This window comes from Rhodanobacter sp. B04 (assembly GCF_002001125.1).
GTDB lineage: Bacteria > Pseudomonadota > Gammaproteobacteria > Xanthomonadales > Rhodanobacteraceae > Rhodanobacter.
The window spans coordinates 59097-85898 of sequence record NZ_MUNV01000012.1 but is presented as its reverse complement, the minus strand read 5'-3'; the positions used below and the strand labels follow the sequence as shown (position 1 = coordinate 85898).

Annotated in this window: 28 protein-coding genes; 8 read left to right on the top strand and 20 right to left on the bottom strand. The window is 65.7% G+C overall.

Annotated features, from left to right (window positions below):
- Window positions 1-309 precede the first annotated feature (309 nt).
- The gene (locus tag B0E46_RS17345) at window positions 310-612 is read left to right on the top strand and encodes a hypothetical protein (RefSeq protein ID WP_139350514.1); all 303 of its coding nucleotides are present in this window, start codon (window positions 310-312) and stop codon (window positions 610-612) included.
- On the opposite strand, the gene B0E46_RS11335 is transcribed toward B0E46_RS17345, so the two are convergent.
- The 6 genes from B0E46_RS11335 to B0E46_RS11310 form a co-directional block, all read right to left on the bottom strand.
- Complete coding sequence (locus tag B0E46_RS11335; RefSeq protein ID WP_077555898.1) at window positions 579-1769, bottom strand: class I SAM-dependent rRNA methyltransferase; 1191 nt, start codon at window positions 1767-1769, stop codon at window positions 579-581. The two genes, B0E46_RS17345 and B0E46_RS11335, sit on opposite strands and share 34 nt — an antisense overlap.
- Before the next feature lie 37 nt (window positions 1770-1806).
- Window positions 1807-2142, bottom strand: coding sequence for a VOC family protein (locus B0E46_RS11330; RefSeq protein ID WP_077555897.1), 336 nt, complete (start codon window positions 2140-2142; stop codon window positions 1807-1809).
- A 41-nt stretch (window positions 2143-2183) separates the two neighbouring features.
- Window positions 2184-2621, bottom strand: coding sequence for a hypothetical protein (locus B0E46_RS11325; protein ID WP_077555896.1), 438 nt, complete (start codon window positions 2619-2621; stop codon window positions 2184-2186).
- A 130-nt stretch (window positions 2622-2751) separates the two neighbouring features.
- Entirely contained in the window at window positions 2752-3216 is a 465-nt protein-coding gene (locus B0E46_RS11320) for a hypothetical protein (RefSeq protein ID WP_077555895.1), read from the bottom strand.
- Between the two features lie 57 nt (window positions 3217-3273).
- On the bottom strand, window positions 3274-4221 hold the full coding sequence (locus B0E46_RS11315; RefSeq protein WP_254425147.1) for a serine/threonine protein kinase: 948 nt from the start codon (window positions 4219-4221) through the stop codon (window positions 3274-3276).
- Entirely contained in the window at window positions 4218-4658 is a 441-nt protein-coding gene (locus B0E46_RS11310) for a hotdog fold thioesterase (RefSeq protein ID WP_077555893.1), read from the bottom strand. Before B0E46_RS11310 ends, B0E46_RS11315 begins: the two co-directional genes overlap by 4 nt.
- Window positions 4659-4712: 54 nt before the next feature.
- Between B0E46_RS11310 and B0E46_RS11305 the strand changes: the two genes are divergently transcribed.
- Window positions 4713-5795 (top strand): 2Fe-2S iron-sulfur cluster-binding protein, encoded by a 1083-nt coding sequence (locus B0E46_RS11305; RefSeq protein WP_077555892.1) that lies wholly within the window; start codon window positions 4713-4715, stop codon window positions 5793-5795.
- A 66-nt stretch (window positions 5796-5861) separates the two neighbouring features.
- Here the strand turns inward: B0E46_RS11305 and B0E46_RS11300 are convergent, their stop codons facing one another.
- The 3 genes from B0E46_RS11300 to B0E46_RS11290 all read right to left on the bottom strand — a co-directional run bounded on the left by B0E46_RS11300 (window position 5862) and on the right by B0E46_RS11290 (window position 7367).
- Window positions 5862-6308, bottom strand: coding sequence for a rhodanese-like domain-containing protein (locus B0E46_RS11300; RefSeq protein WP_077555891.1), 447 nt, complete (start codon window positions 6306-6308; stop codon window positions 5862-5864).
- 105 nt (window positions 6309-6413) lie between these two features.
- Window positions 6414-6827 carry a hypothetical protein gene (locus B0E46_RS11295; protein ID WP_077555890.1) on the bottom strand — a complete coding sequence of 138 codons (414 nt, stop codon included), beginning with the start codon at window positions 6825-6827 and terminating at the stop codon, window positions 6414-6416.
- A gap of 66 nt (window positions 6828-6893) precedes the next feature.
- A complete protein-coding gene (locus B0E46_RS11290) occupies window positions 6894-7367 on the bottom strand; it encodes a YiiD C-terminal domain-containing protein (protein ID WP_077556047.1) in 474 nt (157 codons plus the stop codon).
- A gap of 88 nt (window positions 7368-7455) precedes the next feature.
- On the opposite strand from B0E46_RS11290, the gene B0E46_RS11285 reads away from it, so the two are divergent.
- From B0E46_RS11285 to B0E46_RS11275, 3 genes are read left to right on the top strand one after another with little or no spacing between them, the layout of a single operon-like run.
- The gene (locus B0E46_RS11285) at window positions 7456-8226 is read left to right on the top strand and encodes a uroporphyrinogen-III synthase (protein ID WP_077555889.1); all 771 of its coding nucleotides are present in this window, start codon (window positions 7456-7458) and stop codon (window positions 8224-8226) included.
- A gap of 54 nt (window positions 8227-8280) precedes the next feature.
- Entirely contained in the window at window positions 8281-9426 is a 1146-nt protein-coding gene (locus B0E46_RS11280) for a uroporphyrinogen-III C-methyltransferase (protein ID WP_077555888.1), read from the top strand.
- The gene (locus B0E46_RS11275) at window positions 9423-10679 is read left to right on the top strand and encodes a heme biosynthesis HemY N-terminal domain-containing protein (RefSeq protein ID WP_077555887.1); all 1257 of its coding nucleotides are present in this window, start codon (window positions 9423-9425) and stop codon (window positions 10677-10679) included. Before B0E46_RS11280 ends, B0E46_RS11275 begins: the two co-directional genes overlap by 4 nt.
- A 599-nt stretch (window positions 10680-11278) precedes the next feature.
- On the opposite strand, the gene uvrD is transcribed toward B0E46_RS11275, so the two are convergent.
- From uvrD to polA, 3 genes are all read right to left on the bottom strand, one after another.
- Entirely contained in the window at window positions 11279-13474 is a 2196-nt protein-coding gene (uvrD, locus tag B0E46_RS11265; protein ID WP_077555885.1) for a DNA helicase II, read from the bottom strand.
- A 74-nt stretch (window positions 13475-13548) separates the two neighbouring features.
- A complete protein-coding gene (locus B0E46_RS11260) occupies window positions 13549-13767 on the bottom strand; it encodes a hypothetical protein (protein ID WP_077555884.1) in 219 nt (72 codons plus the stop codon).
- Window positions 13768-14115: 348 nt separating this feature from the next.
- Window positions 14116-16869: a DNA polymerase I gene (polA, locus tag B0E46_RS11255; protein ID WP_077555883.1), complete on the bottom strand. Its 2754-nt coding sequence runs from the start codon at window positions 16867-16869 to the stop codon at window positions 14116-14118.
- Window positions 16870-16959: 90 nt separating this feature from the next.
- On the opposite strand from polA, the gene B0E46_RS11250 reads away from it, so the two are divergent.
- Together B0E46_RS11250 and B0E46_RS11245 are read left to right on the top strand one after the other, a co-directional pair.
- The gene (locus B0E46_RS11250) at window positions 16960-17439 is read left to right on the top strand and encodes a DUF2782 domain-containing protein (RefSeq protein ID WP_077555882.1); all 480 of its coding nucleotides are present in this window, start codon (window positions 16960-16962) and stop codon (window positions 17437-17439) included.
- A 79-nt stretch (window positions 17440-17518) separates the two neighbouring features.
- Complete coding sequence (locus tag B0E46_RS11245; protein ID WP_077555881.1) at window positions 17519-17950, top strand: EamA family transporter; 432 nt, start codon at window positions 17519-17521, stop codon at window positions 17948-17950.
- 14 nt (window positions 17951-17964) lie between these two features.
- On the opposite strand, the gene B0E46_RS11240 is transcribed toward B0E46_RS11245, so the two are convergent.
- A complete protein-coding gene (locus B0E46_RS11240; RefSeq protein WP_077555880.1) occupies window positions 17965-18882 on the bottom strand; it encodes a LysR family transcriptional regulator in 918 nt (305 codons plus the stop codon).
- A gap of 112 nt (window positions 18883-18994) precedes the next feature.
- Between B0E46_RS11240 and B0E46_RS11235 the strand changes: the two genes are divergently transcribed.
- Window positions 18995-19999, top strand: a complete 1005-nt coding sequence (locus B0E46_RS11235; protein WP_077555879.1) for a bile acid:sodium symporter family protein — start codon at window positions 18995-18997, stop codon at window positions 19997-19999.
- 117 nt (window positions 20000-20116) lie between these two features.
- On the opposite strand, the gene purH is transcribed toward B0E46_RS11235, so the two are convergent.
- The 7 genes from purH to aroQ form a co-directional block, all read right to left on the bottom strand.
- A complete protein-coding gene (purH, locus tag B0E46_RS11230) occupies window positions 20117-21727 on the bottom strand; it encodes a bifunctional phosphoribosylaminoimidazolecarboxamide formyltransferase/IMP cyclohydrolase (RefSeq protein ID WP_077555878.1) in 1611 nt (536 codons plus the stop codon).
- Window positions 21728-21795: 68 nt separating this feature from the next.
- Window positions 21796-22128, bottom strand: coding sequence for a helix-turn-helix domain-containing protein (locus tag B0E46_RS11225; protein WP_077555877.1), 333 nt, complete (start codon window positions 22126-22128; stop codon window positions 21796-21798).
- 143 nt (window positions 22129-22271) lie between these two features.
- The gene (locus B0E46_RS11220) at window positions 22272-23117 is read right to left on the bottom strand and encodes a zinc-ribbon and DUF3426 domain-containing protein (protein ID WP_077555876.1); all 846 of its coding nucleotides are present in this window, start codon (window positions 23115-23117) and stop codon (window positions 22272-22274) included.
- A gap of 115 nt (window positions 23118-23232) precedes the next feature.
- On the bottom strand, window positions 23233-24183 hold the full coding sequence (gene prmA, locus B0E46_RS11215) for a 50S ribosomal protein L11 methyltransferase (RefSeq protein ID WP_077555875.1): 951 nt from the start codon (window positions 24181-24183) through the stop codon (window positions 23233-23235).
- A 160-nt stretch (window positions 24184-24343) separates the two neighbouring features.
- Window positions 24344-25711: an acetyl-CoA carboxylase biotin carboxylase subunit gene (accC, locus tag B0E46_RS11210; RefSeq protein WP_077555874.1), complete on the bottom strand. Its 1368-nt coding sequence runs from the start codon at window positions 25709-25711 to the stop codon at window positions 24344-24346.
- A 10-nt stretch (window positions 25712-25721) separates the two neighbouring features.
- Window positions 25722-26183: an acetyl-CoA carboxylase biotin carboxyl carrier protein gene (gene accB, locus B0E46_RS11205; RefSeq protein WP_077555873.1), complete on the bottom strand. Its 462-nt coding sequence runs from the start codon at window positions 26181-26183 to the stop codon at window positions 25722-25724.
- 75 nt (window positions 26184-26258) lie between these two features.
- Window positions 26259-26717 (bottom strand): type II 3-dehydroquinate dehydratase, encoded by a 459-nt coding sequence (gene aroQ / locus B0E46_RS11200; protein WP_077556046.1) that lies wholly within the window; start codon window positions 26715-26717, stop codon window positions 26259-26261.
- Between the last annotated feature and the right edge of the window lie 85 nt (window positions 26718-26802).

Sequence of the window (26802 nt, the reverse complement as noted above, 5' to 3'; positions counted from 1 at the left end):
CATCCGCTGCGTTTTGCCGGGTACTTCGCAGGCGCGCGGCTCGGCGCATCATGAGCCATGGGCGGGCATGGAGCACGTCCACGATTATCTGATTGTGGGTGCCGGCAGGACTGCGGATGCGGCCGTGGCCGAGCAGGCCGGTTTGCAAGTCGATGACGGCATCGTGGCCGATGCGCGGTTGCTCACCCGCGCCTCGACATCTGGGCGGCCGGCGACGTCGCCAATTTCTTCAATCCCGTACTCGATCACCGCCTGCGGGTGGAGCACGAGGGCGCAGCGGTCGGCATGGGGCGGCACGCGGGTCGCCCCATGGCGGCCATCGGCGATTTCTGTACCACGTTGCCGTACTTCTATTCGGACCTGTTCGATACTCGGCTGGAGGCGGTCGAGGACTGGTGCGAGCCGCACCGGGTAGGTGTGGTGTATTACCTTGACGCAGGTCGGGTGCGCGGCGTGCTGCCGTGGAACGTGTGGGAGCAGGTGGAAGCCGCGCTTCATGGTCGCGCAGCCGGGGCGATTCGATTCGGCAGTGTTGCGTGGGCGCTTGCCACACGGTTGAGTGCAGGCTGTAGGGGGTGTTATTCCACCCGGCAGAACACCGCCTTCAGATAACGCCCTTCCGGTACATCGGTGCGGAACGGATGGTCGGCCCCGGCGCCACGCACTTCCAGTACCTGGATCTCACGGCCGGCGTTGAGCGCGACCCGGCGCAGCATTTCCAGGAATTCGCTTTCGCCGACCAGGCCGGTACACGAGCAGGTCAGCAGCAGGCCGCCCGGCGGGATGATGTCCAGTGCCATGCGGTTCATCGCGAAGTATTTCTTCAGCGCGTCCATCACCTTGCTGCGGTCGCGGGTGAGCTTGGCCGGGTCGAGGATCACTGCGTCGTACTGCTCGCCGCGCGCGACCGCAGCGCGCACCCAGTCGAAGATGTCGGACTGCTCGAAACTCACGGTGACATTGTTGGCGTTGGCGTTGGCGCGGGCGATCTCCAGGATGCCTGCATCCAGATCGACCCCGACCGCTTCGCGCGCGCCGGCCGCCATCGCATGCACGGCGAAACCGCCGGCGTTGCAGCACAGGTCGAGCACGCGGCGCCCCTTGGCCAGTTCGGCGAAGCGCTTGCGGTTGTCGCGCTGGTCGGCGAAGAAGCCGGTCTTGTGGCCGGAGCCGGGCGCGGCATGGAAGCGCAGGCCGTGCTCGTGCACCTCGAACGCTGCCGGCACGTCGGGGCTGCGACAGTCGAACGATTCCTGCTTCTGCACATGCGACTCGGCGAACCAGTACAACTGGGCGCCGGGGAAATGGTCGAGCAGCGCGGCGTGGATCGCCTCGCGGAAACGCCACATGCCGGCGGCAAAGTATTCGATCACGAGGACGTCGGCGTAACGGTCGACGATCAGTCCGGACAGGCCGTCGCCTTCGCTGTGCACCACGCGCCAGGCATCGCTGAGCTGGTCGAGCTGCAGCCACTCGCGGCGCAGCTGCACGGCACGGGCGATGCGTGCGGCGATCCAGTCCGCATCGATCGCCTGGCCCGGATGACTGTCGAGCAGGCGCAAGGCAATCCGCGCATGGCCGTTCCAGAACGCGCGGCCGACGAAACGGTCCTTCGCGTCCTGCACCTCGACCACGCTGCCCGGCGGCAGCTTCGATTCCGGCTTGTAGATCTGCGCCGACCACACCCACGGGTGACCGGGGTTGCGATCGGATTTCAGGCGAATGACGGGCAGGCTCGGTGCCTGCGGCAACTGGTCGGGAGATTTCATTCGCCCATGATAGCGTGCGCGCCCCGTCGAGCAGGCCTCAATCGGCCTGCATCACCGCCAGCTCATTGCCGTGCGGATCGAGAAACTGGAAGCGGCGACCACCGGGAAATCCGAAGATCGGCCGCACGATACGGGCCCCGGCCGCAATGACCGCGGCCAGCGCGGCCTCCAGGTCGTCCACCGCGATCACCGGCAACGGCGCGCGGGCGGCTTCGGCCAAGTCGCCTTGCAGGCCGATATCAACATCGCCGGTCATGGTGCAGGCGTAGGTCGGTCCGAAACCGGTCAGCTCCCAGCCGAATGCCTGAGTGTAGAAGGCTTTGGCCGCCGCGATATCGCTGGCTGGCAGTTCGATGTAATTGGGACGCGCCATGCTCGGCTCCGGTGCGTGAACGATCGAATTGAGTGAATGGCTCAGCGCAGCCGGAGTACCAGCCACGACAGCAGGGCCAGCAGGTTGATGCCCAGCCGCGAGACGCCAGGGCCGGCCAAGGCCAGCACAAAACCCTGGCTGCCGAAATGCCAGTCGATGCCCAGCCGCGGCGCGGCTTGCAGCGTGGCGAACACATTCACGAAAGCGCCGCAATGCAGCGCATAGCTGAACACCGGCAGCGCGATCAGCGGCAGCTGCAGCAGCTGCGCCCAGCCGGACATGCGCACGCCACGATCGCTGCCATCGAGCAACTGCACGCCGGATGCCAGCACAAACCCGTACAGCGCCAGGCCGAGCAGCGCGATCACGCTTTCGTGGGCCGGGCCGAACGGCAGCAGCCGATGCAGCATCGCCGCCACGCCATACAGGCCGCCGCCGATTTCGAGGATGCCGATCAGGCGGAACAGGATGGTGCGCATGCATGGCCTCGCTGACAAAGACGCAAGCTTAGCCGAGCCGCCAGGCGATCAGCACGACACATGCTTCCTCGATGGTCGCATGCGGCACGAAGCACACGAGTGCAGAGAGGTTCTTGCGACAGCCGTGCAGCTATTCGCATGCCCGCGGTAGTGGCGGAGGCTGCGGAGAGGGCATCAGATCGACGCGCAGGAGTACGCCCAGCATGGCGATTGCCAGCACATTGGCGCCGATAATGAAGTGGACTTCCGACGTGGCACCGGGACGAATGGCCAGCATGAACGACGAACCGAGCAGGCCGCGCAGGCCGAATTCGCTGCCGCCATAAAGCAGGCCGATCGCGCCGGTGTAGAACACGTAGGTGAAGCCGGTCGATTGGATCACGGGAATCTGCGCGAGCAGCAGCAGGCGCGTCCACTGCAGCCCGAGGTCTTCGCCGAACCAGAGTCCTACGGCCGCCGCGCCAATGGTCAGATACATCAGGACGGCCATTGCGCATATCAATCGCGCCCCGAGTTGGGGTGCACCCATGGCCATGATGCCGAGCATGATGCCAATCACCGCGCCCGCGCCCAGCGTCACGCAGATGGCACGCACCAGCTAGTGGGTTTCATGGATCGTCGTCATCGGTTATTTCCCCCTGCGCCTATTCCATCACGTGGCGAGTTCGTCAACCAGTTCATGCAGGTCGGCGATGTGCTGCTCCCACCAGCGCGACTCGGCGGCGAACGGGAACGCGGCGGGAAACGCCGGGTCATGCCAGCGCGCAGCGATCCAGCCGGCGTAGTGCAGCTGGCGCATGGCGCGTAGCGCCGGGATCAGCAGCAGTTCGCCGTCGTCGAAATCGCGGAACTGGCGATAGCCCTCGAGCACTGCATTCATCGCACGCTCGTCGCCGGCGAGCATCCACAGGTCCTGCACCGCCGGGCCGGTGCGCGCATCGTCGAGGTCGACGAAGTGCGGGCCCTCATCGGTCCACAGCACGTTGCCGGGATGGCAGTCGCCGTGCAGGCGCAGCTGCCGCACCGGGCCGACCGCTTCAAGGCGCAAGGCAATCGCGGCATCGATGCGCATCGCCGCCGCCCGGTAATTCGTCTGCAGCGATGCCGGCAGCAAGGACGACTCGAGTACTGCCTGCATCGGTTGCTGCACCATGGTGTCGCGATCGAGCCGACCGCGATGAGCAAACGGCTGGCGCGCACCGACGACGTGCATGCGCGCGATCAGTCGCCCCAGCCATTGCAGTTGATCGGACGCTTCCAGTTCCGGTGCGCGACCACCGCGGCGCGGGGTCAGCGCGTAGCGGAAACCGTCGTGCAGCAGCATGGTGCGGCCACCGAACACGAGCGGCGCGACCACCGGCAACTCGGCCGCCGCCAGTTCCTGGGCAAACGTGTGCTCCTCGACGATCGCCGCGTCGCTCCAGCGGCCGGGGCGGTAGAACTTCGCAATCACCGGCGCGGTATCTTCCAGCCCAACTTGCCACACCCGGTTTTCGTAGCTGTTCAGCGCAAGCAAACGGCCGTCCGGCCACAAGCCGCAGGCGGCGACCGCATCGAGTACGAGGTCGGGGCTGAGGTTGGCGTACGGCGTGTCGTTCAACGCGGGCCCACGACGCGTGCCGGCACCACCGCCATGGTGATGCGCGAGATGCATACCAGCGCGCCTTCCTCGCTCTCGATGCGGATTTCCCACACCTGGGTGGAGCGACCGATATGCAGCATCTTCGCGGTGCCGGTGACGATGCCGCTGCGCACGCCGCGGATATGGTTGGCGTTGATGTCGAGGCCGACCGCGAGCTCCTTCTCCGGATCGAGCGTTAGCATCGCCGCGCTGCTGCCCAAGGTCTCGGCCAGCACCACCGAGGCGCCGCCGTGCAGCAGGCCGTACGGCTGGTGGGTGCGATGGTCGACCGGCATGGTGCCCTGCAGCCAGTCGTCGCCGATCGCGGTGATGCGTATGCCCAGCGTCTCCATCATCGTATTCGCGCTCCAGGCGTTGATCCGCGCCAGGTCGGTGGGCTGTTTCCAGAGGCTCATCGTTGATTCCTGTTTGCCGAGCCCGCATTGTTGTCCGCTGCGATCGCAACGACAATGCACCTGGTGTTTACCGTTACCCTTAAATCCTCCGGCCGCCAGTTTTCGGTCGCCACCGGTGAGACCGTGCTGGAAGCGGCGCAGCGGGCAGGCGTGGCGTTGCCGTATTCCTGCCGGGCCGGTGTCTGCGGCAGCTGCAAGGCGACCTTGCTGCAGGGGTATTGCGAGTACCCGCGCAATCCGCCGCTGGCATTGAGCGCCAGCGCACTGGCACACCATGCGGTGCTGTTGTGCCAGGCGGTGCCGAGCAGCGACCTGCTGCTGGAGGCGCGCGAAGTGACCTCGGTCGAGGACATCGCGCGGCGCCAGCTCGGCATGGTGGTGACCGAAAAATGGCAGCTGGCACCCGATGTGATCGGCCTACGCCTGCTGCCTGCGCACGGCGAGCGCCGGCTCAACCGGTTGCCCGGCCAGTATGTGGACGTGTTGCTGGAGGACGGCAAACGGCGACCGTTCTCGATCGCCAACGGCCCGCAGGCGGACGGCATGATCGAACTGCATGTGCGGCACGTGGCGGGCGGCGGCTTCACCTCGTGGGTCAACGACACGCTGAAAGTGGGCGACCACCTGCGCATCGAGGGTCCGCTGGGCACCTTCGTGCCGCGCGAGGATTCGGAGCGGCCGATGCTGTTCATGGCCGGCGGCACCGGTTTCGCGCCGGTCAAGGCGATCGTCGAGCATTTCATCGCGCTGGGCACGCGCCGGCCGATGCAGGTGTACTGGGGTGCGCGCACGGCGGCGGATCTGTACCTGCTTCCGTTGGCCGAGCACTGGGCGCGCGAGGTGCCGAACCTGCAGTTCCACGCGGTGGTGTCCGATCCGGATCAGGCCGAGGGTCTGCGCACGGGTCTGGTGCATGAGGCGGTGCTGCGGGATCAGCCTGACCTGTCCGGCCACGATCTGTACATGAGCGGGCCGCCGGCGATGATCGATGCGGGTCACCCGCTGTTTCTGGATGCCGGCCTGCCGGAAGAGCGGCTTTACTACGACTCGTTCGACTACGCGCCGGACGTGCTGGCGCAGATCATTGCCGCTCGCGCTGGGATCCATGACAGCGGAGAAGTGAGAGAAAAGGAGTGAGGAGTGAGAGAAGAGCGTCGCTGTGCATGCCTTCTCTCACTCCTCACTCCTCTCAACGCACTCCTGCTACTTGTTGCCCTTGGCCACCGGCAGCTGCGCCGCGTGCCAGGCCAGCACGCCGCCGCCGAGCGTATGCACCTTGACGAAGCCGGCCTTGACCAGCCGCTGCGCGGCCTTGATCGAATTGCCGCGGCCATCCTTGTCCATCACCACCACCGGCAGTTCCTTGGCCTTGGCCAGATCCTTGTTTTCCGGATCGAACTGGCTCATCGCCACGTGCTTCGCACCGGGCACGTGCATCTTCTCGAAGTCGGCGATCGAGGACAGGTCGATCAGCAGCGGTGTCTCGCGGTTGATCAGCAGGGTCAGGCCGGCCGGGGTCAGCTCCTTGGTCTTGCCGAACAGTTCGGCGATCTGCATGGCGATCAACGCCACCAGCAGGATCGCGAACAGGGCCGCCAGGGCCGCATGATTGCCGATAAATTCGGGCAGCTTGTGCAGGATGTCGTTCATCGTCAGTCCACGGGTGCGTGGGTCGCACCGACTCGGGTAAACCGGCGATTATACGGGCAGGACGCGACCGGCAGGCGGCCAGCTGACCGAATCGGCGCAGAGGGTTCAGTCCTGCGTGATATCCGGCAGGCCGCTGATCAACCACCAGTGCTTGCTTTTCTCGTCGTAGTGCCAGGTCTGGTGATCAATGATGGTGCGCTCGGTCTGGGTGTGGATGTTGACCAGGCTGATGTGCACGGTCTGCTTCACCTGACCCTCGCCGGCCGGCACCGGGCCGGCGCCTTCGTCGTATCCGCTGACCTTCACCTGCTGGTAGCGCTCCATGTCCAGCTTGCTCAGCGGATGATCGGCGCGGATCTTCGGGTCGATGAACTGCACGGCGCTCTGGAAATCACCCCAGCGCAGCGTGCTGCTGTAGGCGGTGAGCGTGGTGGTCAGTGTATCGCTGCGCGACTGGGTGGCACAGCCGGCCAGCAGCACGGCGGACAGGACAATCAGAAGGCTCAGGATGCGGCGCATGGGTGGACTTCCCCGATGAATGGCGCGCCCATTCTGCCGCAAGCGACGGTCTGCGTCTGTGCCGGCTCAACCGCGCCGCTTGGCGACAAAGCGCGCGTTCAGCGTGGCAGCGGGCTTGCCATCCTCGCCGGGGATCAAGCAATCGACCTCGATACGTGCCCTGCCGCGTGCGTTCAGCGTGCCGAAGAACGTGCTCCAGTCGGCCTCGGCAGCCAGCCGCGATTCGCTGCGGAAGTCCTGCCACAACGGCGCCAGGTAGCGCACGCTGGATTCGGCCACGAACACGTCACAGTCATGGCCTTGCCGACGCAGTGCCAGTTCCACCAGCGCCCAGCCGCTGAGCGTCATCAGGCTGACCAGGCTGCCGCCGAACGCACAACCCTTGTCGTTGACGTTCGGCGGCAGCGGTGCCAGCAGGCTGAGCATGTCGTCGTTGCATTCACCCAGTTGCAGATCCATCGCGCGGGCCAGCGGAATCTCGTCACGGATGAACTGGATCAGCTGCTGCGCTGGTGTGGTTGCGTCGTCAATGGCGCTCACGTCGATCAAGGCCGTACCGGGGAAGGGACCTACCAGTGTAGGGCGACCGTTACACTGGGGCCATGGCCATGACGGATGCGATGTGCGGATGCAGCGGCAATCCTGGGTGAACAACGAGGGCCTGTGTGGCCGAACCGTGGTGATCACCCGCCCCGCGGGCACCGCGGCGGCGTTGGCGCGCCGGATCCGCGTGCGCGGCGGCGTACCCTTGCTGTTGCCCGGGCTGGCCCTGCGTGGCGTGGCCGATGAAACCCGGGTGAGCAAGGATCTCCGGGCCGCCCTGCGGGACGAGGTCGTGATCTTTACCAGTCCGGCCGCGGTGCGTTTCGCCGCGGCGTTGTTGCCGCTGCGGACCAGGGCGGTGCTACTGGCCGTGGGCCAAGGTACGGCGCGGGCCTTGCAGCGGCACGGTGTCCGCATGCCGCTGGTGCCGCCGCGGCAGGATAGCGAGGGCCTGCTGGATCACCCGGCCCTGCATGACCTGCGTGATCGTCGCGTGGCCCTGATCGGCGCGCAAGGCGGTCGTGGCCTGCTGCGGGAACAGATCGCCGCACGCTGCGCACGGCTGGATGAGCTGCATGTGTATCGGCGGGTGCCGCCGCGGCTGGACCGTCGGCATGTCGATGCAGTGCTGCAGTTGCCGGCGTCTGCCCAGGTGCTGCTGTCCAGTGCGGAGGCCTTGCAGAACCTGCAGCAGCTGCTGCCGCCGCCGGCATGGGCACGACTGTGCGCGGCGACCGCCGTGGTCAGCAGCGAGCGACTGGCCGCAGCCGCCCGTGACCGCGGTTTCTCGCGCATCGCACGGGCTGCTTCGGCACTGCCGGCCGATCTGCTCGACGCGGCCATCCGCGCGGGCTGAGCCTTCACATCAAGCCGCTACGAACGCGGGCGTATGGGCTGTTAGCATGCGCATATGAGCAACGTAGACAAGCCCAACGAGTCCGCTGCGCCCACGGGCGCCCGTCCTGATGTGTCGTCGGCACGAGCCGCGACAGCTACGCGCGAGCCACGACCACGCGGTGGTGGCAGCCTGGCGCTGGCCTTGCTGCTGTCGCTGGTCGCCGCAGGGGCTTGCGGCTATGTTGCCTGGCGCCAGTGGCAGCAGGAACAGGGCAATGCTGCCGACAGCCGGAACGTGACCAGCCTGCAGCAGCGGGTGGCTGCGCTGGAAACCACGTTGTCCGGCGTCAGTGGCGAGCGTACAAGCCTCAACCAGCGCTTGAATGACGCCGCCGCGGTCAACCGCTCATTGCGTGAGGAATTGCTGGGCCAGGCCGAGCGCACGCGCAATCTCGAGGACGCCGTGGCCAAGCTCGCCGAGAAGAGCCTGTCGGGCCACGATGCCACGCTGCTGGACGAGACCGAGTCGCTGCTGCGCATGGCAGGCGAACGTTACACCCTGTTCCATGATGCCCAGGGCGCGGCCGCTGCCTATACCCTGGCCGACCAGGCCCTGGCGGCGGTCAACGATGGCGCATTCTCCGCAGTGCGCCAGAGCATCGAGGCCGAACGCGACGCGCTGGCGAAAAGCCAGCCGGCCACCCAGGCCAGCGCGTTGCAGCAGCTGACCGTTTTGCGCGGCACGCTGGCAACACTGCCGCTGAAGCCGCTGGATGCGCCGGACACCACGCGGGCGCCGGATGCCTGGTCGCGCATCCGCCATGCCCTGGCCGGCGTGATCAGCGTGCAGCGCGACAACGGCGCGCCGCTGGCGGTGGCGGATGCACGCTTTGCGCGCGAACTGGCGGAACTGGATCTGGCCCAGGCGCAGGTCGCGCTGATGGCCTACGACGGCCCGACATATGCCGCTGCGTTGCAGCGCGCGGATACCGCCTTGTCGACCCAGTTCGACGGCCACGCCGCCGAAGTGCAGCAAGCAAGCGCCTCGCTCAGGCAACTTGCCGCTGCGCTGCCGGTGAATGCGACGGTGCAGTTGGGCGCCGCACTGAGTGAGTTGCGCAATCTGCGCACGGTGCATGCGCTGAAACCGGAGGCGGACAATGCCGTGCCGGCGGCACTCGGCAACACGACCAAGCCGGCTGTCGGAGCCAAGCCATGAGGGTATGGCGCTGGATCCTGCTGCTGGTGATCGTCGCCGCGCTGGCCGCGTTCGGCTGGCACTGGGTAGCGGCCGATCCCGGTTATGTTTTGCTGCGTCTGCGCGGCTGGCGGGTGGAAACCACGGTGGTCGCTGCCGTGCTGATCCTGCTGTTGGCGTGGGCGCTGCTCACCGTGCTGTGGCGCTTGCTGCGCTGGCCGTTCGGCGCGTTCTCGCGGCGCCATCGCCGGCTCAGCCAGCAGCGCATGGGCGAGGGCCTGGTCGCCCTGGTCGAGGGTCGTCACGGCGATGCCGAGCGTGACCTCAACCGCGCCTCGCGACTGCACAGCCTGCACGGGCCGGCCCTGCTGGCCGCCGCCGAAGCGGCCTCGCGCCGCGGAGAACACGGTCGCGCGCTGGAAGCCTTGAACCAGGCCTCGCAGTCCGCTCCGCAAGCGGCCCGTGTGCTGCGCGCCCGCGTGCTGCGCCGCGATGGCAAGCCGGCCGAGGCGCTGGCACTGCTGGCGCCGGAAGCCGACAAGGGTACGTTGACGCCAGGCGGTTGGCGCGAAGTGGCGCTGGCGGCGCTGGCCAGTGGCGATATCCGGCGCGCGCGCGACGCGCTCGATCCGCTGCAGAAGAGCGGCGCACTCGGCAGCCGTCCGTACGCTGCGCTGGAGGCAAGGATACTCATCGCGACAATCAACGCCGCAGCGGATGGCGCCGCCCTGAACACACTGTGGTCGCAACTGCCCAAGGCGCAGCGTCGGGTACCTGCCGTGATCGATGCGTATGCGCGCCGTGCGGCGGGCTTCGGCCTGATCCTGCCGGCGATGGACGAGGTCGAATCGGCGCTGCGCCGCGAATGGTCGCCATTGCTGATCGAAACCTACGGCACTCTCGGCGGCGACGATATCGAGGCGCGCCTGCGTCGCGCCGAAAGCTGGTACGACGGCCACCCGAATGACGCCGTGCTCCTGCTCACGCTCGGTCGCATGTGCGTGCGGCTGAAACTGTGGGGCAAGGCACAGCAGCACCTGCAGCGTTCGCTGGCGCTGGCGCCCAGCGCTGGCGCGTGGGAAGCGCTAGGCGATACGTTTGCCGGACAAGGAGAGGCGGAACAGGCGCAGCGCTGTTATCGCAATGCGCTGGCGATCGGTCGCGGTGATGCGCTGACGCCGCTGGCGCAGCGCGCGCAAACTGGCCAACTCGATACCCAACCGATCGCGATCGAGGAGCGCGATGTGCATGGTGTGCCGCGGCTGCGGGAGTAGTCATGCCAGGCAAGCCATTCCTTCGCATCTCAATAGTCAAATCGCTGCTGCTTTTGTCCCGGCTTCCTTACCGGTGGAATGGTTTTCGGCCAGGCGTGGTACCTGCGGAGTTCCTATCAGGAGATCTACGACCGTGCCTTGGTTGTCAGCGTCACTGCGCTCGGAGCTGAGTACGAGAAGCAGTTGAATGGGGAGATGATGAACAAGTCGATCGGCACAATCATTTGCGAAATGCGCGCGAAGTCGTCCGCAGGCGAATGCAGCTGTATATACGGTGGTCGGCTATATTCTTAGCGACGGGAAAATGATCAATCCTCTGGCATTGCCAGCCAATGACGTTGCCTTTTGTTTGAGTCAAGGCATCAGCACGCTGGCTTTTCCGCCGCCACCTGCCCAATACACACCCTATGCCATTGCGATCCGGTTCGATGGCAAGACAGCGCATCGAGTCTCGCCCTTCCCATCGTTCGATCAGCCACCGCCTTCACGCTAATAGAGCTGGCGCATACGACAAAGTGCGGGAATGGGCGTTGCCATCGGTTGGCCGAGGCAAATATGCGGTTTCCAATGGATAAGGGGGAGCGGAAGACAGGAAACATTCACAGCGGCGTCAGATTCGCATAAGCCGCCACCAGCCATTTGCTGCCCGCGCCTTCGAAATTCACCTGCAGCCGCGTATGCGCGCCGCTGCCTTCGGCGCTTAACACCACACCTTCGCCGAAGCTGGGGTGGCTGACGCGCTGGCCGAGTTTCACCGGCAGGGCTTCCTCAAGCGATGACGAGGTTGCGCGCGGGCGGCCGGCATACATCGGGCGGGTGACCTGCACGCGCGGGCGCACTTCGTCGATCAGTTCGGCCGGGATTTCGCCAAGGAAACGCGAGGGCCGCGCCAGCATCTCGGTGCCGTGCATGCGCCGCGATTCGGCATGGGTTACGAACAGTTTTTCGCGGGCGCGGGTGATGCCGACGTAGGCGAGTCGGCGTTCCTCTTCCAGCCGGCCTTCGTCATCGACCGAGCGCTGGCTGGGAAACAGGCCCTCCTCCATGCCGACCAGGAACACCGCCGGAAACTCCAGTCCCTTGGCCGAGTGCAGGGTCATCAGCTGCACGCAGTCGTCCCAGGCCTCGCCCTGGTTCTCGCCGGCCTCCAGGGTGGCGTGCGACAGGAACGCGGACAGTTCGCTCAAGCCCGCGTCGATATCTTCCTGGGTCGGTTCGAAGCGGCTGGCGACGTTGACCAGCTCGTCGAGATTCTCGACGCGCGACTCGGCATTGCCGCGCGAATCCTTCTCGTAGAAGTCGCGCAGGCCGGTATGGGTGATCGCGTGGTCGATCTGTTCGGCGAGGGTGAGCGCTTCGCCGCCGCCATGTCCGACGAAGGCTTGCGCCATCTCCTCGATCAAGGCGAGAAACGCCTTCACCGCATTCTTCGCGCGGCCGGCCAGCTCGCCGCCGCTGCTCAATTCGGTGAGCACGGCCTCCCACATCGAGGTGTTGTCGCCACGCGCGCGGCGACGCAGCGCATCCAGCGTGCGATCGCCGATACCGCGTGGCGGCGTGTTCACCGCGCGCTCGAACGCCGCATCGTCGTGGCGGTTCGCGCTGAGGCGCAGATAGGCCAGTGCATCCTTGACCTCGGCGCGCTCGAAGAAGCGCTGGCCGCCGTAGACGCGATACTTGATGCTGTGCTGGGTCAGCTGCTCCTCGAAGTTGCGCGACTGCGCGTTGGAGCGATACAGGATCGCGCAGTCTTTCGCGTGGCCATGCTCGGCGATGTATTCACGGATGCGCTCGATCACGAAACGCGCTTCGTCCTGTTCGTTGTAGGCGGCGTACAGCGAGATGCGCTCGCCGTCCTCGCCAGCGGTCCACAGCTGCTTGCCGAGGCGGCTGCCGTTGCGCTGGATCACGCTGTTGGCGGCTTTCAGGATGGTCGAGGTGGAGCGGTAGTTCTGTTCCAGCTTGATCGTGCGGGCGCCGGGGAAATCGCGCAGGAACTGCTGCATGTTCTCCACCTTGGCGCCGCGCCAGCCATAGATCGACTGGTCGTCGTCACCCACGGCAAAGACCTTGCTGGTGTTGCCGGCGAGTACGCGGATCCACGCGTACTGCAGCGTGTTGGTGTCCTGGAATTCGTCGATCAGCAGGTGGCGCCAGCGCTGCTGGTAATGCTCCAGCACGGCCGGGTTCTTCAGCCACAGTTCGTGCGCGCGCAGCAGCAGCTCGGCGAAATCGACCAGGCCGGCGCGGCGGCAGGCGTCTTCATAGGCCTTGTAGATGTTGACGAACGTATGCGTGACCGGGTGATCGCGATGCTCGATGCTGTCCGGGCGCTTGCCCTCGTCCTTCCAGTTGTTGATCTGCCAGCTGGCCTGGCGCGGCGGATACTTCGCATCGTCCAGCCCGAGCCCGGCGACGACGCGCTTGACCAGCCGCAGCTGATCGTCGGCATCGAGGATCTGGAAGGTTTCCGGCAGGCCTGCTTCACGCCAGTGCCGGCGCAGCAGCCGATGCGCGATGCCGTGGAAGGTACCCACGGTGAGGCCTTGGGTCCCGCCGGGAATCAGCGCGTCGAGCCGCGCGCGCATTTCGCCGGCAGCCTTGTTGGTGAAGGTGACGGCGAGGATCGCCCACGGCGGCACGCGTTCGACCTGGTTGAGCCAGCCGATGCGGTGAGTGAGTACGCGGGTCTTGCCGGAGCCGGCGCCGGCCAGTACCAGGTAATGGCCAGGCGGGGCGCAGACGGCTTCGCGCTGCGCGTCGTTGAGCAGGTCGATCAGGTACGAGACATCCATCCTGCCCATTCTAGCGGGCCGCACATGAAAACCGCCGCGAAGGCGGCGGTTTTCCATGAGGCCAGCGAACGCATTCAGCGCTTGCTGATGAAGCCGCCGACCGCCAGCAGGCCACCGATCACGATGCCGGCGATGCCGATCCATTGCGGTACGCCCTTGTCATGCGTGGCGGTGATCTTGGCCGAGCCGACCTGCAGCAGCGTATCGGTGTCCTGGTAACTGGCATGGCCGGCGACGATCCAGATGCCGGCCGCCAGCAAGATGATGCCGACGATGATCAGTCCTGCGCGCATGAATGTTTCCCCTCGATGGATGTGGCCCGAGTATGCCGGCTGCCGGTGTGCACAAAAAGTACACGTTGAACGTACCGGCCAAAACGCAGGCAAAAAAAGGCCCCGAAGGTTAGGGGGAACCTTCGGGGCCGGGCGGACGCGAGGGACCCAGGGGAGAGGTTCGCGTCCGTGGCTGCTCAGGGAGGTAAGCTCGCCGTGGATGCCGTTGCGTGCATCCGAAGACTTAGATGCGGATTCGGTGGGAAAGTTTCAACGGCTGACGGAAAAATTTATTGCCGGTTCAGCTGATGAAACCTTAACGCGCAAGCCGTTGTTGCATATGCGATGCTCCGCATCGAGTGCGCGAGCTCAATGTGCCTCGTCCCAGTTCGCGCCCACACCGACATCGACCAGCAACGGCACCGCCAGTTCCGCGGCACCGGACATGCGCTCGATCACGGCAGCGCGGACCACGTCGACTGCATCGGCGCGTACCTCGAACACCAGTTCATCGTGCACCTGCATCAGCATGTTTACGTCATCGCGCCCGTCGATCCATGCGGCCACCGCAATCATCGCGCGCTTGATGATGTCGGCCGCGCTGCCCTGCATCGGCGCGTTGACCGCGGCACGTTCGGCGCCCTGGCGCAGGCCCTGGTTGCGCGAGGCGAGATTTTCCAGATACAGCCGGCGACCGAAGATCGTTTCGACGTAGCCGTCGCGATGCGCCTGCGCGCGGGTGGCCTCCATGAACGCATGCACGCCGGGATAGCGGGCGAAGTAGCGCGCCATGTAATCGCTGGCTTCGCCGCGATCCACGCCGAGCTGACGTGCCAGCCCGAACGCGCTCATGCCGTACATCAGGCCGAAGTTGATCGCCTTGGCGGCGCGACGCTGGTTGGTGCTGACCTCCTCCGGCCTGAGCCCGAACACTTCCGCCGCGGTGGCTCGATGCACGTCGCCGCCTTCACGGAACGCGCGCAGCAGGCCTTCGTCGCCGGACAGGTGCGCCATGATGCGCAGCTCGATTTGCGAGTAATCCGCCGCCATCACCTTCCAGCCCGGCGGTGCGATGAAGGCCTGGCGGATGCGCCGGCCTTCCTCGGTGCGCACCGGGATGTTCTGCAGGTTAGGGTCGGACGAGGATATCCGCCCGGTCGCCACCGCGCCCTGGTGGTAGCTGGTGTGCACCCGGCCGGTGCGCGGATTGACGATGCCGGACAGCTTGTCGGTATAGGTGGAGCGCAGCTTGGCGAGGCCGCGATAATCGAGGATCAGCCGTGGCAATTCGTGCGTATCGGCAATCGCCTCCAGCGCTTCCTCGTTGGTGGACGGCTGGCCGGTCGGCGTCTTCAGCTTGGCCTGTAGGCCTAGTTCGTCGAACAGGATGGCCTGCAGCTGTTTGGGCGAATCGAGATTGAATTCGCGGCCGGCCAGGGCGTATGCCTGTCGCTGCAGTTCCAGCATGCGCTTGCCGAGCTGTTGGCTCTGCTTGCGCAGTTCGTCACCATCGATCAGCACGCCGCGGCGTTCCATCGCGGCCAGCACCGGTACCAGCGGGATCTCGATGTCCTCATAGACCTTGCGCAAGGTCGGTACGCTTTCCAGCTTCGGCCACAGCGCATGGTGCAGGCGCAAGGTGATGTCGGCGTCCTCGGCGGCGTAGCGGCAGGCGGTGTCCAGATCGACCTGCGAGAACGAAATCTGCTTGGCGCCCTTGCCGGCGACCTGTTCGTACTTGATCGTCTCGTAGCCGAGGTACAGCTTCGCCAGCGAGTCCATGTCGTGGCGCGTGGCAGTGGCGTTCCACACGTAGGATTCCAGCATCGAATCGTGCTTCAGGCCCTGCACGGCGATGCCGTAATGCCACAGGATGTTGATGTCGTACTTCGCGTGCTGGCCGAGCTTGGGTTTGTTCGCGTCCTCGAAGATCGGTTTCAGCGCGGCCAGCACGCTGTCGCGATTGAGTTGCCTCGGCGCACCGGGATAGTCGTGACCCAGCGGGATATAGCAGGCATGTCCGGGTTTGATGGAGAGGCTGAGACCGACGATGTCCGCACGCATCGCGTCGATGCTGGTGGTTTCGGTGTCAAACGCGATCAGCTCGGCGCCGTGCAATTTTTCCAGCCATGCGTCGAGTTGCGGCTGGGCAGTGACGAGTTCGTATTCGCCCGGCGCGGACCATGCCGGTTGCAGGAGCCCACCCTGTGCGCGATCTGCTTGCGCAGAAATCTGCGGTTCGGCGTGATCGCGCACAGGCTGCGCTGCTACAGGTACCGCCACGGCGTCGAGTTCCTTCAGCGCCGCCTTGAACCCATAACGCTCGTACAGCTCGCGCAACTGCGCGGTATCGGCCTCGCGCTGGGCCAGCTCGGTCGGGCCGAACTCGAGCGCCACGTCGGTCTTGATCGTCACCAGTTCGCGCGACAGTGGCAGTTGCGGCAGGGCGGCGCGCAGGCTTTCGCCGATCTTGCCGCCGATCTTGTCGGCGTTCGCGATCACACCATCCAGCGTGGCGTATTCGGCGAGCCACTTGGCGGCGGTCTTCGGGCCGCACTTTGGCACGCCCGGCACGTTGTCGACGGTGTCGCCGGTGAGCGCGAGGAAGTCGATGATCTGGTCCGGCCGCACGCCGAATTTCTCCATCACGCCGGCGCTGTCCATCACCGTATTGCTCATGGTGTTGACCAGGGTGACGTGCGGGTTCACCAGCTGCGCCATGTCCTTGTCGCCGGTGGATATCTCCACCTCGATGCCGAGCGCCTGCGCCTGCACGGCCAGCGTGCCGATCACGTCGTCGGCTTCGACGCCGGGCACGCGCAGGATCGGAAAACCCAGTGCGCCGACGATCGCCAGCATCGGTTCGACCTGCGCGCGCAAGTCGTCCGGCATCGGCGGCCGGTTCGCCTTGTACTGGTCGTACAACGTGTCGCGGAAGGTAGGGCCGGGCGCGTCGCTGACGAAAGCGAGATAATCCGGCTTCGCCTTCAGCGTGGCACGCAGCATGTTGACCACGCCGAACAGTGCACCGGTGGGCTCGCCCTGGGCATTGCTCAGTGGCGGCAGCGCGTGGAACGCGCGGTACAGGTAGGAGGAGCCGTCGATCAGGATGAGTTTGGCCATGCACCATTCTCGCATGCAGGGAACGTCATGCTTCACGGAAGGTCTGCTGGTGCACTGCTATGCTCTTGCCATCCGATCGAGGCCTCCGCCATGAAAATCCCTGTTCTGCTGGCTGCGGCCAGCGCTCTGCTCGCTTCGCACGCTTTTGCGCAATCCGCACCGACCAATGTGCCGCCACCCCCTGGCATCAATGATCCGGGCGTGAAGGCGGTGGCGCCAGCGACCGCAGCATCGCAGGGTGGCAATCCGATGACCCGGGAGCCGCCGGCGCTGCCGGCGATGCAGGATGCCGGTAACGGCAGGCAGGCGTCGCTGCCGCAGATCAGGGTGCGCCAGGAAGGCGACAACACCATCCAGGAATACAGCCACAGTGGGCAGGTCTACATGGTGGTGGTCACGCCCAAGCACGGCATACAGCAGACCTACATGGTCGATCCCCAAGGGCGGCTGGTCGACGAGCATGGCAAGAAACCGGTGGGGCCGGCGATGTACAAGGTGCTGGAATGGGGCAAGAGCAAACCGGCCGCCGCGGACTCGAGCGAGACGCCGGCGGACGACGGCAGCCACTGAGTCGGGTGTTGCGTATCGTCACCGGTGCATGGCCTGGTGACGATGCTTGAGACGGATCCCGGGCGGGGAGTACGGCGCAATGCAACTGCGTGAAAGCTGGCTGCTGTTTGCCTTGGGCTCGGCTCTGTTCGCTGCGCTCACCGCCTTGTTCGGCAAGCTCGGCGTGGTCGGCATCAATTCCAACCTCGCCACCTTCATCCGTACCGTCGTGATCCTGGTTGTCACCGCCGGCATCCTCAGCCTGCGCCAGGAATGGGCCAAACCGACCGGGTTGCCGCTGCACAGCTGGTTGTTCCTGGTGCTGTCCGGCATTGCCACCGGCCTGTCCTGGCTGTGCTATTACCGTGCGCTGCAACTGGGGCCGGTAAGCAAGGTGGCGCCGATCGACAAGCTCAGCGTGGCGATGGCGATCGTGCTGGCGCTGGTGTTCCTTGGAGAAAAGCCGAGCCTGCCGCTGCTGATCGGCGGCGGCCTGATCGTGGCCGGTGCGATGGTGATCGCGCTGGCCTGATCCGCATGAGCTGATCAGCCTGGTTTCGACGATGCACGGTGGATCGGCGTCAGCCGTGCTGCCGTTTCGCGGATCTGCGCCCAGACCAGCTCGGCCACCGGCGACAGCGAGCGGTGCCGTCGGCGGATCAGGGTGACGGCGCGTTTGGCCGTGGGAGTCAGCGGGCGTACGGTGAGCTGCTCCGATGCCGGCAGTGACAGGCTGGGCGAGACGCTGATGCCCAGGCCTGCCTCGACCATACGGAAGGCCGTGTGCGTATGCCCGGTCTGCTGCATCACGCGGGCCTCCACACGATGCGCGGCCAGCTGCTGGTCGATCAGCCGGCGGCTGCCCGAGGCGTAGTCGAGCAGCACCAACGGTTCGCCTTGCAGCTTCTTCCATGGCACAGCCGCCAGCCTGGCCAGCGGATGCTCACGCCGGCAGATCAGCACGAACGGATCGTGCAGGATCGTCTCGCTGTCGAAAGCCTCGCTGTCGGCCGGTTCGATCGCCAAGCCGAAATCCACTTCGCCGCCACGCACGCTGTCCAGCACCAGGCTCTGCACTCGGTCGTGCAATTGCACGGTCAGTGCGGGATAGCGGCTGGTGCAGGCGGCAATGCATTGCGGCATCAGTCCGGCCGAAAGCGTGGGCACGGCGGCGACACGCACCTTGCCTTGCTTGCGTTCACTTTCGGAATGGACGTGGGTCAGCACGCCATCGAGTTCCTCGAGTACGCGTTCCACCGCACTTTGCAGATAGCGGCCGGCGTCGGTGGGGATGACCTCGCGCGTGTTGCGGTCGAACAACCGCACGCCGAGTTCGGCTTCCAGGTCCGCGATGTGCCGGCTGATCGCCGGCTGGGTCAGGTGCAGGCTTTCGGCGGCACGGCGGAAATGCTGCAGTCTGGCAACGGCCAGGAAGGCTCGCAGTTGGCGCAGGCTGACATTCATATTCAAATTGTATCAGTGAATAAGATAAAGCGATTTGATTTATCAATGTGATGACGTTGCAATAGTGGCATCCCAATGCCACGCCGTCGTTCGTACGGCATGCAGCCAACCGATGCTCAAACGATTTCTTCCCGATCGCTTCACCTGCGCACTGTTGTGTACCGTGCTGCTGGCCAGCCTGTTGCCGTGCCGCGGAGTGGCAGCGCAGGTGTTCGGCGTGCTCACCGATGTGGCGATTGCGCTGCTGTTCTTCCTGCACGGCGCCAAGCTGTCGCGCGCGGCGGTGGTTGCCGGCGTCACCAACTGGCGGCTGCACGTGACCGTGCTGGCCAGCACCTTCGTGCTGTTTCCCCTGCTGGGTCTGCTGCTGCGGCCGGTTTTGTCGCCATTGGTGACGCCGGATCTGTATCTGGGCGTGATGTTCCTGTGCGCATTGCCGTCGACGGTGCAATCGTCGATCGCATTCACCTCGATCGCACGCGGCAATGTCTCTGCGGCGGTCTGTTCGGCGTCCGCCTCCAGCCTGCTCGGCATCTTCATCACCCCATTGCTGGTGGGCGTGCTGCTGGAGGCGCATGGACATGGCGGCATGTCGTGGGGTGCGGTGGGCGGCATCGTGCTGCAGCTGCTGGTGCCGTTCGTGGCCGGTCAGGTGGCGCAGCATTGGATCGGCAGCTGGGTGCAGCAGCACAAGCCGCTGGTCGGGCTGGTCGACCAGGGCTCGATCCTGCTGGTGGTCTACAGCGCGTTCAGCGCGGCCGTGCTGGAAGGGTTGTGGAAGCAGGCGCCGCTGCCGGTGCTGCTCGGCTTGCTGGCGATCAACGCGGTACTGCTGGCGCTGGCGCTGCTGATCACCTGCTACGGCTCACGTGCGCTCGGTTTTGGCAGGGAGGACGAGATCACCATCGTGTTCTGCGGGTCCAAGAAGAGCCTGGCCAGCGGCGTGCCGATGGCCAAGGTGCTGTTCGCCGGTCATCCGCTGGGGATGATCGTGCTGCCGATCATGCTGTTCCATCAGATCCAGCTGATGACCTGTGCGGTGCTGGCGCGGCGTTACGCGCGGCGCATCGAGGCCGGGGCGCGAGTCTTGGAGGTGGATACGGCACCCGCGGACTGAGGCCTGTCGGATGCGCCAACGAACAAGGCCCGGGTTTGCCCCGGGCCTTGCCGTGTTAGATGCGTGGCTCATTTCCGTCACTTTCAGCGACGAGCCAGTTGGATTTACTTCTGCCACTCAGTGACGGAAGTGGCGCATCCCGGTGAATACCATCGCCATGTCATGTTCGTCGGCGGCGGCGATCACCTCGGCGTCGCGCATCGAGCCGCCGGGCTGGATCACCGCGGCAATGCCGGCCGCGGCGGCGGCGTCGATGCCGTCACGGAACGGGAAGAACGCATCGGAGGCCATCACCGAGCCGCGTACTTCGAGCTTTTCGTCGGCTGCCTTGATGCCGGCGATCTTGGCGCTGTAGACGCGGCTCATCTGGCCGGCGCCGATGCCGATGGTCTGGCGGTCCTTCGCATAGACGATGGCGTTGCTCTTGACGAACTTGGCCACCTTCCAGGCGAAGATCAGATCGTGGATCTGCGCTTCGGTCGGCGCGCGGCGGGTGACGATCTTCAGATCCTCGGCGCCGACCATGCCGAGGTCGGCGCTCTGGATCAACAAGCCTGAGCCGACACGCTTGGAGTTGTTGCCTGGATGGGCGTGCAGCAGGCTGCCATCGGCGGGCAGCGGAATCACCAGTACACGCACGTTGCCCTTCTTGGCGAACGCCTTCAGCGCCTCGTCGGCGTAACCCGGCGCCAGCACCACCTCGACGAACTGGCGCGCCACGATGGCCTGCGCGGTGGCGCCGTCCACCTCGCGGTTGAACGCGATGATGCCGCCGAAGGCCGAAGTGGGATCGGTCTGGTAGGCAAGGTCATAGGCCTTGCCGATACCGTCCAGGCTTACAGCGACGCCGCACGGGTTGGCGTGCTTGACGATCACGCAGGCCGGCTTGGTGAAGCTGCGTACGCACTCCCACGCCGCGTCGGCATCGGCGATGTTGTTGAACGACAGCTCCTTGCCCTGCAGCTGGCGGAACGTGGCGAGCGTGCCCGGCGCCGGATACAGGTCGCGGTAGAACGCCGCCTGTTGGTGCGGATTCTCCCCGTAACGCAGGTCCATCAGCTTCACGAAGCGGCCGTTGGCCTGGCCGGGGAAGGCGTCATGTCCTGCGATGGCGTCCTGCGTCTCGTTGAGCTGCAGCGCCGACAGGTAGTCGCTGATCGCGCCGTCGTAGTTGGAGACGTTGTTGAACGCGGCGACCGCCAGCTTGAAGCGGGTGGGCCGGCTGAGGCCGCCATGCTGTTCGATTTCGGCCAGCGCGGCGTCGTATTGATCGGGCGAGGTCAGCACGCCGACATCGTTCCAGTTCTTCGCCGCCGAGCGCAGCATCGCCGGGCCGCCGATGTCGATGTTCTCGATCGCGTCTTCCAGTGTGCAGCCGGGCTTGGCCACGGTGCTTTCGAACGGGTACAGGTTCAGCACCAGCAGGTCGATCGGCGCGATGCCGAGCTCGGTCATGACGGCATCGTCCGTGCCGCGCCGGCCGAGCAGGCCACCGTGCACCTTCGGATGCAGCGTCTTGACGCGGCCGTCCATGATTTCCGGGAAACCGGTGACCTCGCTGACGTCGGTGACCGCAATGCCGGCCTCGCGCAGGGCCTTGGCGCTGCCGCCGGTGGAAAGCAGTTCAATGCCCTTGGCGGCCAACCGTTGGCCCAGGTCGATCAGGCCGGTCTTGTCGGAGACGCTGAGCAGGGCGCGTCGGACCGGGACGAGCTGGGGCGTGGGCATGAGCGGGTTTCCAGGAGGGGAAAGCCGCTCATTATAGCCGTCTGATTGGTCGACGGCTTCGGCAGGCGTTACAGCAGGCCGTGGGCGGCCAGCTTCTTGCGCAGCGTGGCGCGATTGATGCCGAGTGCGCTGGCGGCGCGGCTCTGGTTGCCGTCATGGAATGCCAGGACCTCGCGCAGCAGCGGCACTTCGACTTCGCGCAGCACCAACGCGTGCAGGCCTTCGGCGCATTCGGTATCGCCGATATCGGCGAGATAGCGGCGCACCGTACGGCTGACGCATTCGCTCAGTGCGCTATGAGAGCCGGCATTCTGCGAGCCGACACCCTTCGAATCGGCGTCCTGCAACGAGGTCTGTTTTGCGGCCTCGACAGCAGGCAGTCTTACGGCATTCACGGACATCTTCCCTCACGGACAAGGCCGCGGCTACATGGGCCGCTGCGTATGGTTATGACTATTGCTGCAGGGTACGCTGCGTATTGAGCGGCGGTTGGCAGTCTGCGCGAAGGGTCGAGTCTACCCGTGCGTGCCGATAATTTTAAGTGCTATTCGAAACCAAATTCGAAGGCCACGGCTTTGTCGCCGGGATCCTCCACCTCCAGCAGCAGCACGGCGCTGGTGCCTGGAGCGAGGCCCCGGCGCAGAATCGCAGGGTCATCGAGGTATTCGTTCGGCTGCAGCCGGCGCATCGCGATGCGCTGTCCATGCGCGTCGGACAGGGTGATCGTGAGCACCGGGTACGGTTGGGCGAATGCGGCATCGTTGCGCACGCTGGCGCTGATCATCAAGGCGCCGGCGACGCTGGGATGCGCCTGCACATTGCTGGCGAGCAGCCGCAGCTGCCGTGGTGCCGAGACCAGCGGAAGCTCGCAGTTGAGCACGTTGCAGCTGCTGCGCAGCCAGCCGCCTACCGTGGGATCGCGGATCAGCGGACTGCGTTCGGCCCAGGCCAGTTGAATAGCGAGCAGCAAGGCGAGCACGCTGCATGCGACAACCCATGGCCAGCGGCGCTCGCCCGGTGCAGGGTTGCGCCGTCGGCGCGCCGGACGTGCGGGTCGGCGCGCGCGCGCCTCGCGGGCAAAGCGTGGCGCAAATACCAGTTGCGAGAAATCTTCGGCGGCAGGTGCTTCCGCTGCCACCGCCTCGCTTTCGATGACCGCAGGCGGATCGGGGCGTGGCCGGTAGACCACCAGATCCACGCACGGCGGCTCGAATGCGGGTTCGTTAACCGGCAATTCGTGGAAGGGTTCCGGCGGCAGTTGTTCGGTCAGCGTGGCGATGCTGTCGAAGCCGGCCTTGCAGTGCCCGCACACCACGTGGCCGTGTGCCTGCACGAGCGTGTGCACATCCAGCGAAAACACGGACAGGCATTCGGGGCATTGGGCGTACATGCGGGCCGCTTCAATCAGTATGCGGCAAGCTTAGCAGGGAGCCCCGACGGGTTCGTGCGCGCACTAGGCAGGCAGAGTGGCGTGGCAACAAACCCACGGCGTGATGCTGCGGTGTTCAGGCGCGGCGGCGGCCGCTGATGCGTACCCAGTCTTCGCGAGTGTCCACGCGCAATTCGTCGAACCATTCGGCATAACGTTGCAGCAGTTCGCCCTGTTGCCCTTGCAGGATGCCGGAGATCGCGAACGGCGCGCCGGGTTTCGCGGCGGCAGCAAAGGTCGGTGCCAGGGCGCCGAGCGGCCCGGCCAGGATGTTGGCGATGAACACGTCGGCTTCCGGCGCGCATGGATGCGCTAGTGCCGCGCGCGCAGAATGCGCAGGAGCGGCCTGCATGTTGAAATCCTCGGGCAGGAACACGGCAAGGCGATCGGCGACCTCGTTGCGTTCGGCGTTGTCGATGGAGGCAATGAGCGCCTGCGGGTCGTTGTCGACTCCGATCGCGCTGGCCGCACCGAGCTTCAGCGCTGCGATCGCGAGGATGCCGGAGCCGCAGCCGTAGTCGGTGACCGTCTTGCCGGCCAGGTCGAGGCCGTCCAGCCATTCCAGGCACAGTGCGGTCGTCGGGTGCGTGCCGCTGCCGAAGGCCAGGCCGGGATCGAGGCGCACCACGACCAGTTCGTCATCGGCCGGCGGTTCGATGTTCCATGGATAGATCCACAGCCGGCGACCGAACGGCATCGGCTTGAACTGGTCCATCCAGGCACGCTCCCAGTCCTGGTCGGCGACCTCGCGGAACGTCAGCTGGTCCGGCTCCAGCCAGGGCAGCAGCTCGCCGAGTGCTTCGGTGAGGCCGCGACGGTCGGTGTGCTCGTCGAACAGTGCGTTCAGCGTGATCGTCGGCCACAGCGGCAATTCGCCCACACCTGGCTCGAAGATCGCCTGTTCGTCCGGTGTCTCCGCATTGGCGTCCTGCAGCGTGATCGACAACGCACCGAGATCGTCCAGCGATTCTTCCGCGTGCGGCTGCTGCTCGACGCGGATGCTGAGGGAGAGTTCGAGAAAGGGCATAGGGTTGAGGAGTGAGTGAGGACGAGTGAATTGAAAGAGGCGCGGGCACAGTGACGAGTGTGTCGGGCTGGAGAGAGACACTTCGGTCCATGGCGAGAAGCGGGGCGTGCCTGCTTCTTCTCAACTCCTCACTCCTCTTCACTCACTTCTTTTCCTTCGGTCAGTGTCCGGTGGCGGGGTGTTCCTTCTGCTCCGCCATGCGCTTCTCCAGATAGTGGATGTTCTGGCCACCATGCTGGAAGCCGACATCGGCCATGATCCGCTGCTGCAGCGGGATGTTGCACTTGACCCCTTCGATGACTGTCTCGGCCAGTGCCAGGCGCATGCGCGCGATCGCGGTTTCGCGATCCGGTCCGTGCACGATCAGCTTGCCGATCATCGAGTCGTAGTTCGGCGGGATCTTGTAACCGTCGTAAAGGTGCGTGTCGACGCGCACGCCGGGGCCGCCGGGTGCCTCGAAGCGCTTCACCGTGCCGGGGCTCGGCATGAAGGTGTCGGGATCCTCGGCATTGATGCGGCATTCGATCGCGTGGCCGCGGATGACGATGTCTTCCTGCCGGATCGACAGCTTCTCGCCGCCGGCGATCAGCAGCTGTTCGCGCACCAGGTCGACGCCGGTGATCAGCTCGGTCACCGGGTGCTCGACCTGGATGCGGGTGTTCATCTCGATGAAGTAGAAGCGGCCGTTTTCGTACAGGAACTCGAACGTGCCGGCGCCGCGGTAGTTGATGCGGATACAGGCATCGACACAGACCTTGCCGATCGCGGCACGCTGCTCCGGCGTGATGCCCGGTGCCGGCGCTTCCTCGACCACCTTTTGGTGCCGACGCTGCATCGAGCAGTCGCGTTCACCCAGATGGATCGCGTTGCCCTGACCATCGGCGAGCACCTGGATCTCCACGTGGCGCGGATTCTCCAGGAACTTCTCCATGTAGACCTGCTCGTTGCCGAACGCGGCCTTGGCCTCGGCCTTGGTCATGGTGATCGCGTTGCCCAGGTGCGCCTCGGTGCGCACCACGCGCATGCCGCGGCCACCGCCGCCGCCGGCGGCCTTGATGATCACCGGGTAGCCGATCTCGCGGGCGATCTTGATATTGGTGTCGACATCCTCGCCGAGCGGGCCGCCGGAGCCGGGCACGCACGGCACGCCAGCCGCCTTCATCGCGCGGATCGCCTCGACCTTGTCGCCCATCAGGCGGATCACGTCCGCGGTGGGGCCGATGAAGATGAAGCCGGACTGCTCCACCTGCTCGGCGAAGTCGGCGCGCTCGGACAGGAAGCCGTAGCCCGGATGGATCGCCTGGGCATCGGTGATTTCCGCTGCCGCGATGATGCGCGGGATGTTGAGATAGCTGTCGACCGACGGGCCTGGGCCGATGCAGATCGACTCGTCGGCGAGGCCGACGTGCTTCAGATTGCGGTCCACGGTGGAGTGCACCGCCACGGTCTTGATGCCCAGACTGTGGCAGGCGCGCAACACGCGCAACGCGATTTCGCCGCGGTTGGCGATGACGACCTTCTCGAGCATCCGGGCGGCCTCAGGCAATCACGAACATGGGTTCGTCGAATTCCACCGGCTGGCCGTTCTCGACCAGGATCGCCTGCACGGTGCCGGCCACGTCGGCCTCGATCTGGTTGAACATCTTCATCGCCTCGATGATGCCCAGCGTTTCGCCGGCCTTGACCTGCTGGCCGACCTTGACGAAGGCCGGGGTGCCGGGCGTGGCGGACGCGTAGAACGTGCCGACCATCGGCGCCTTGACGACGTGGCCGGCTGGCAGCGCGGCCGCCGCCGGTGCTTCAACAGCGGCGGCGACAGGTGCCGAAGCCACCGCGATCGGAGCGGGCGCGGCGGCCACGGCCGCCGGTGCAACGGCCGGCGCGGTGTTCTTGGGTACCCGCGACAGGCGGACGACTTCTTCGCCCTCCTTGATCTCCAGTTCGGCGAGGTTGGATTCCTCGAGCAGGTCGATGAGTTTCTTGATTTTGCGCAAATCCATCGGATCAGCCTTTTCAGTCATGCCACCGCAGGTGGCCGGAAGGGTAGGGGTTGGCCGTGCGGGCCGGGTTTCGCTCTATGCCGCGGCGGGCGCTGGCGTGCGCAAGCGCTGGATTGCCGCTTCCAGGGCCAGTTGATAGCTGTCGCTGCCGAAGCCGCAGATCACGCCGACGGCGAGATCCGCCAGATAGGAGTGATGGCGGAACGGCTCGCGTGCGAACACGTTGGACAGGTGTACCTCGATGAACGGGATCGCCACCGACGCCAGCGCATCGCGCAGGGCAATGCTGGTATGGGTAAACGCGCCGGCATTGATCAGGATCATCGCGGTCCGGTCGTCGCGACCCTGATGGATGCGACCGATCAGCTCATGTTCGGCGTTGGACTGGCACCAGGCCAGCTCATGCCCGGCGGCCTGCGCGCGTTCGGCCAGCCGCTGGTTGATATCGGTCAGCGTGTCGCGGCCATAGATCTCCGGCTCGCGTACACCCAGCAGGTTGAGGTTCGGTCCATGCAGGACCAGGATTTTTGCCACGACATCGTCCAGCTTGCGTCCGGCGGCTCCGGAACCCGGCGCAGTGTGCGCGCAGTCGTGGATGATGTCCAGTTCGCGGCAGATC

What these genes read in the sequence shown, in the direction of transcription:
- B0E46_RS17345 (WP_139350514.1), top strand. Translation starts at nt 310, where the DNA reads ATGGCGGCCATCGGCGATTTCTGTACCACGTTGCCGTACTTCTATTCG.
- B0E46_RS11335 (WP_077555898.1), bottom strand. Translation starts at nt 1,769, where the DNA reads ATGAAATCTCCCGACCAGTTGCCGCAGGCACCGAGCCTGCCCGTCATT.
- B0E46_RS11330 (WP_077555897.1), bottom strand. Translation starts at nt 2,142, where the DNA reads ATGGCGCGTCCCAATTACATCGAACTGCCAGCCAGCGATATCGCGGCG.
- B0E46_RS11325 (WP_077555896.1), bottom strand. Translation starts at nt 2,621, where the DNA reads ATGCGCACCATCCTGTTCCGCCTGATCGGCATCCTCGAAATCGGCGGC.
- B0E46_RS11310 (WP_077555893.1), bottom strand. Translation starts at nt 4,658, where the DNA reads ATGAGCCTCTGGAAACAGCCCACCGACCTGGCGCGGATCAACGCCTGG.
- B0E46_RS11305 (WP_077555892.1), top strand. Translation starts at nt 4,713, where the DNA reads ATGCACCTGGTGTTTACCGTTACCCTTAAATCCTCCGGCCGCCAGTTT.
- B0E46_RS11300 (WP_077555891.1), bottom strand. Translation starts at nt 6,308, where the DNA reads ATGAACGACATCCTGCACAAGCTGCCCGAATTTATCGGCAATCATGCG.
- B0E46_RS11295 (WP_077555890.1), bottom strand. Translation starts at nt 6,827, where the DNA reads ATGCGCCGCATCCTGAGCCTTCTGATTGTCCTGTCCGCCGTGCTGCTG.
- B0E46_RS11285 (WP_077555889.1), top strand. Translation starts at nt 7,456, where the DNA reads ATGCAGCGGCAATCCTGGGTGAACAACGAGGGCCTGTGTGGCCGAACC.
- B0E46_RS11280 (WP_077555888.1), top strand. Translation starts at nt 8,281, where the DNA reads ATGAGCAACGTAGACAAGCCCAACGAGTCCGCTGCGCCCACGGGCGCC.
- B0E46_RS11275 (WP_077555887.1), top strand. Translation starts at nt 9,423, where the DNA reads ATGAGGGTATGGCGCTGGATCCTGCTGCTGGTGATCGTCGCCGCGCTG.
- uvrD (WP_077555885.1), bottom strand. Translation starts at nt 13,474, where the DNA reads ATGGATGTCTCGTACCTGATCGACCTGCTCAACGACGCGCAGCGCGAA.
- B0E46_RS11260 (WP_077555884.1), bottom strand. Translation starts at nt 13,767, where the DNA reads ATGCGCGCAGGACTGATCATCGTCGGCATCATCTTGCTGGCGGCCGGC.
- polA (WP_077555883.1), bottom strand. Translation starts at nt 16,869, where the DNA reads ATGGCCAAACTCATCCTGATCGACGGCTCCTCCTACCTGTACCGCGCG.
- B0E46_RS11250 (WP_077555882.1), top strand. Translation starts at nt 16,960, where the DNA reads ATGAAAATCCCTGTTCTGCTGGCTGCGGCCAGCGCTCTGCTCGCTTCG.
- B0E46_RS11245 (WP_077555881.1), top strand. Translation starts at nt 17,519, where the DNA reads ATGCAACTGCGTGAAAGCTGGCTGCTGTTTGCCTTGGGCTCGGCTCTG.
- B0E46_RS11240 (WP_077555880.1), bottom strand. Translation starts at nt 18,882, where the DNA reads ATGAATGTCAGCCTGCGCCAACTGCGAGCCTTCCTGGCCGTTGCCAGA.
- B0E46_RS11235 (WP_077555879.1), top strand. Translation starts at nt 18,995, where the DNA reads ATGCTCAAACGATTTCTTCCCGATCGCTTCACCTGCGCACTGTTGTGT.
- purH (WP_077555878.1), bottom strand. Translation starts at nt 21,727, where the DNA reads ATGCCCACGCCCCAGCTCGTCCCGGTCCGACGCGCCCTGCTCAGCGTC.
- B0E46_RS11225 (WP_077555877.1), bottom strand. Translation starts at nt 22,128, where the DNA reads ATGTCCGTGAATGCCGTAAGACTGCCTGCTGTCGAGGCCGCAAAACAG.
- B0E46_RS11220 (WP_077555876.1), bottom strand. Translation starts at nt 23,117, where the DNA reads ATGTACGCCCAATGCCCCGAATGCCTGTCCGTGTTTTCGCTGGATGTG.
- prmA (WP_077555875.1), bottom strand. Translation starts at nt 24,183, where the DNA reads ATGCCCTTTCTCGAACTCTCCCTCAGCATCCGCGTCGAGCAGCAGCCG.
- accC (WP_077555874.1), bottom strand. Translation starts at nt 25,711, where the DNA reads ATGCTCGAGAAGGTCGTCATCGCCAACCGCGGCGAAATCGCGTTGCGC.
- accB (WP_077555873.1), bottom strand. Translation starts at nt 26,183, where the DNA reads ATGGATTTGCGCAAAATCAAGAAACTCATCGACCTGCTCGAGGAATCC.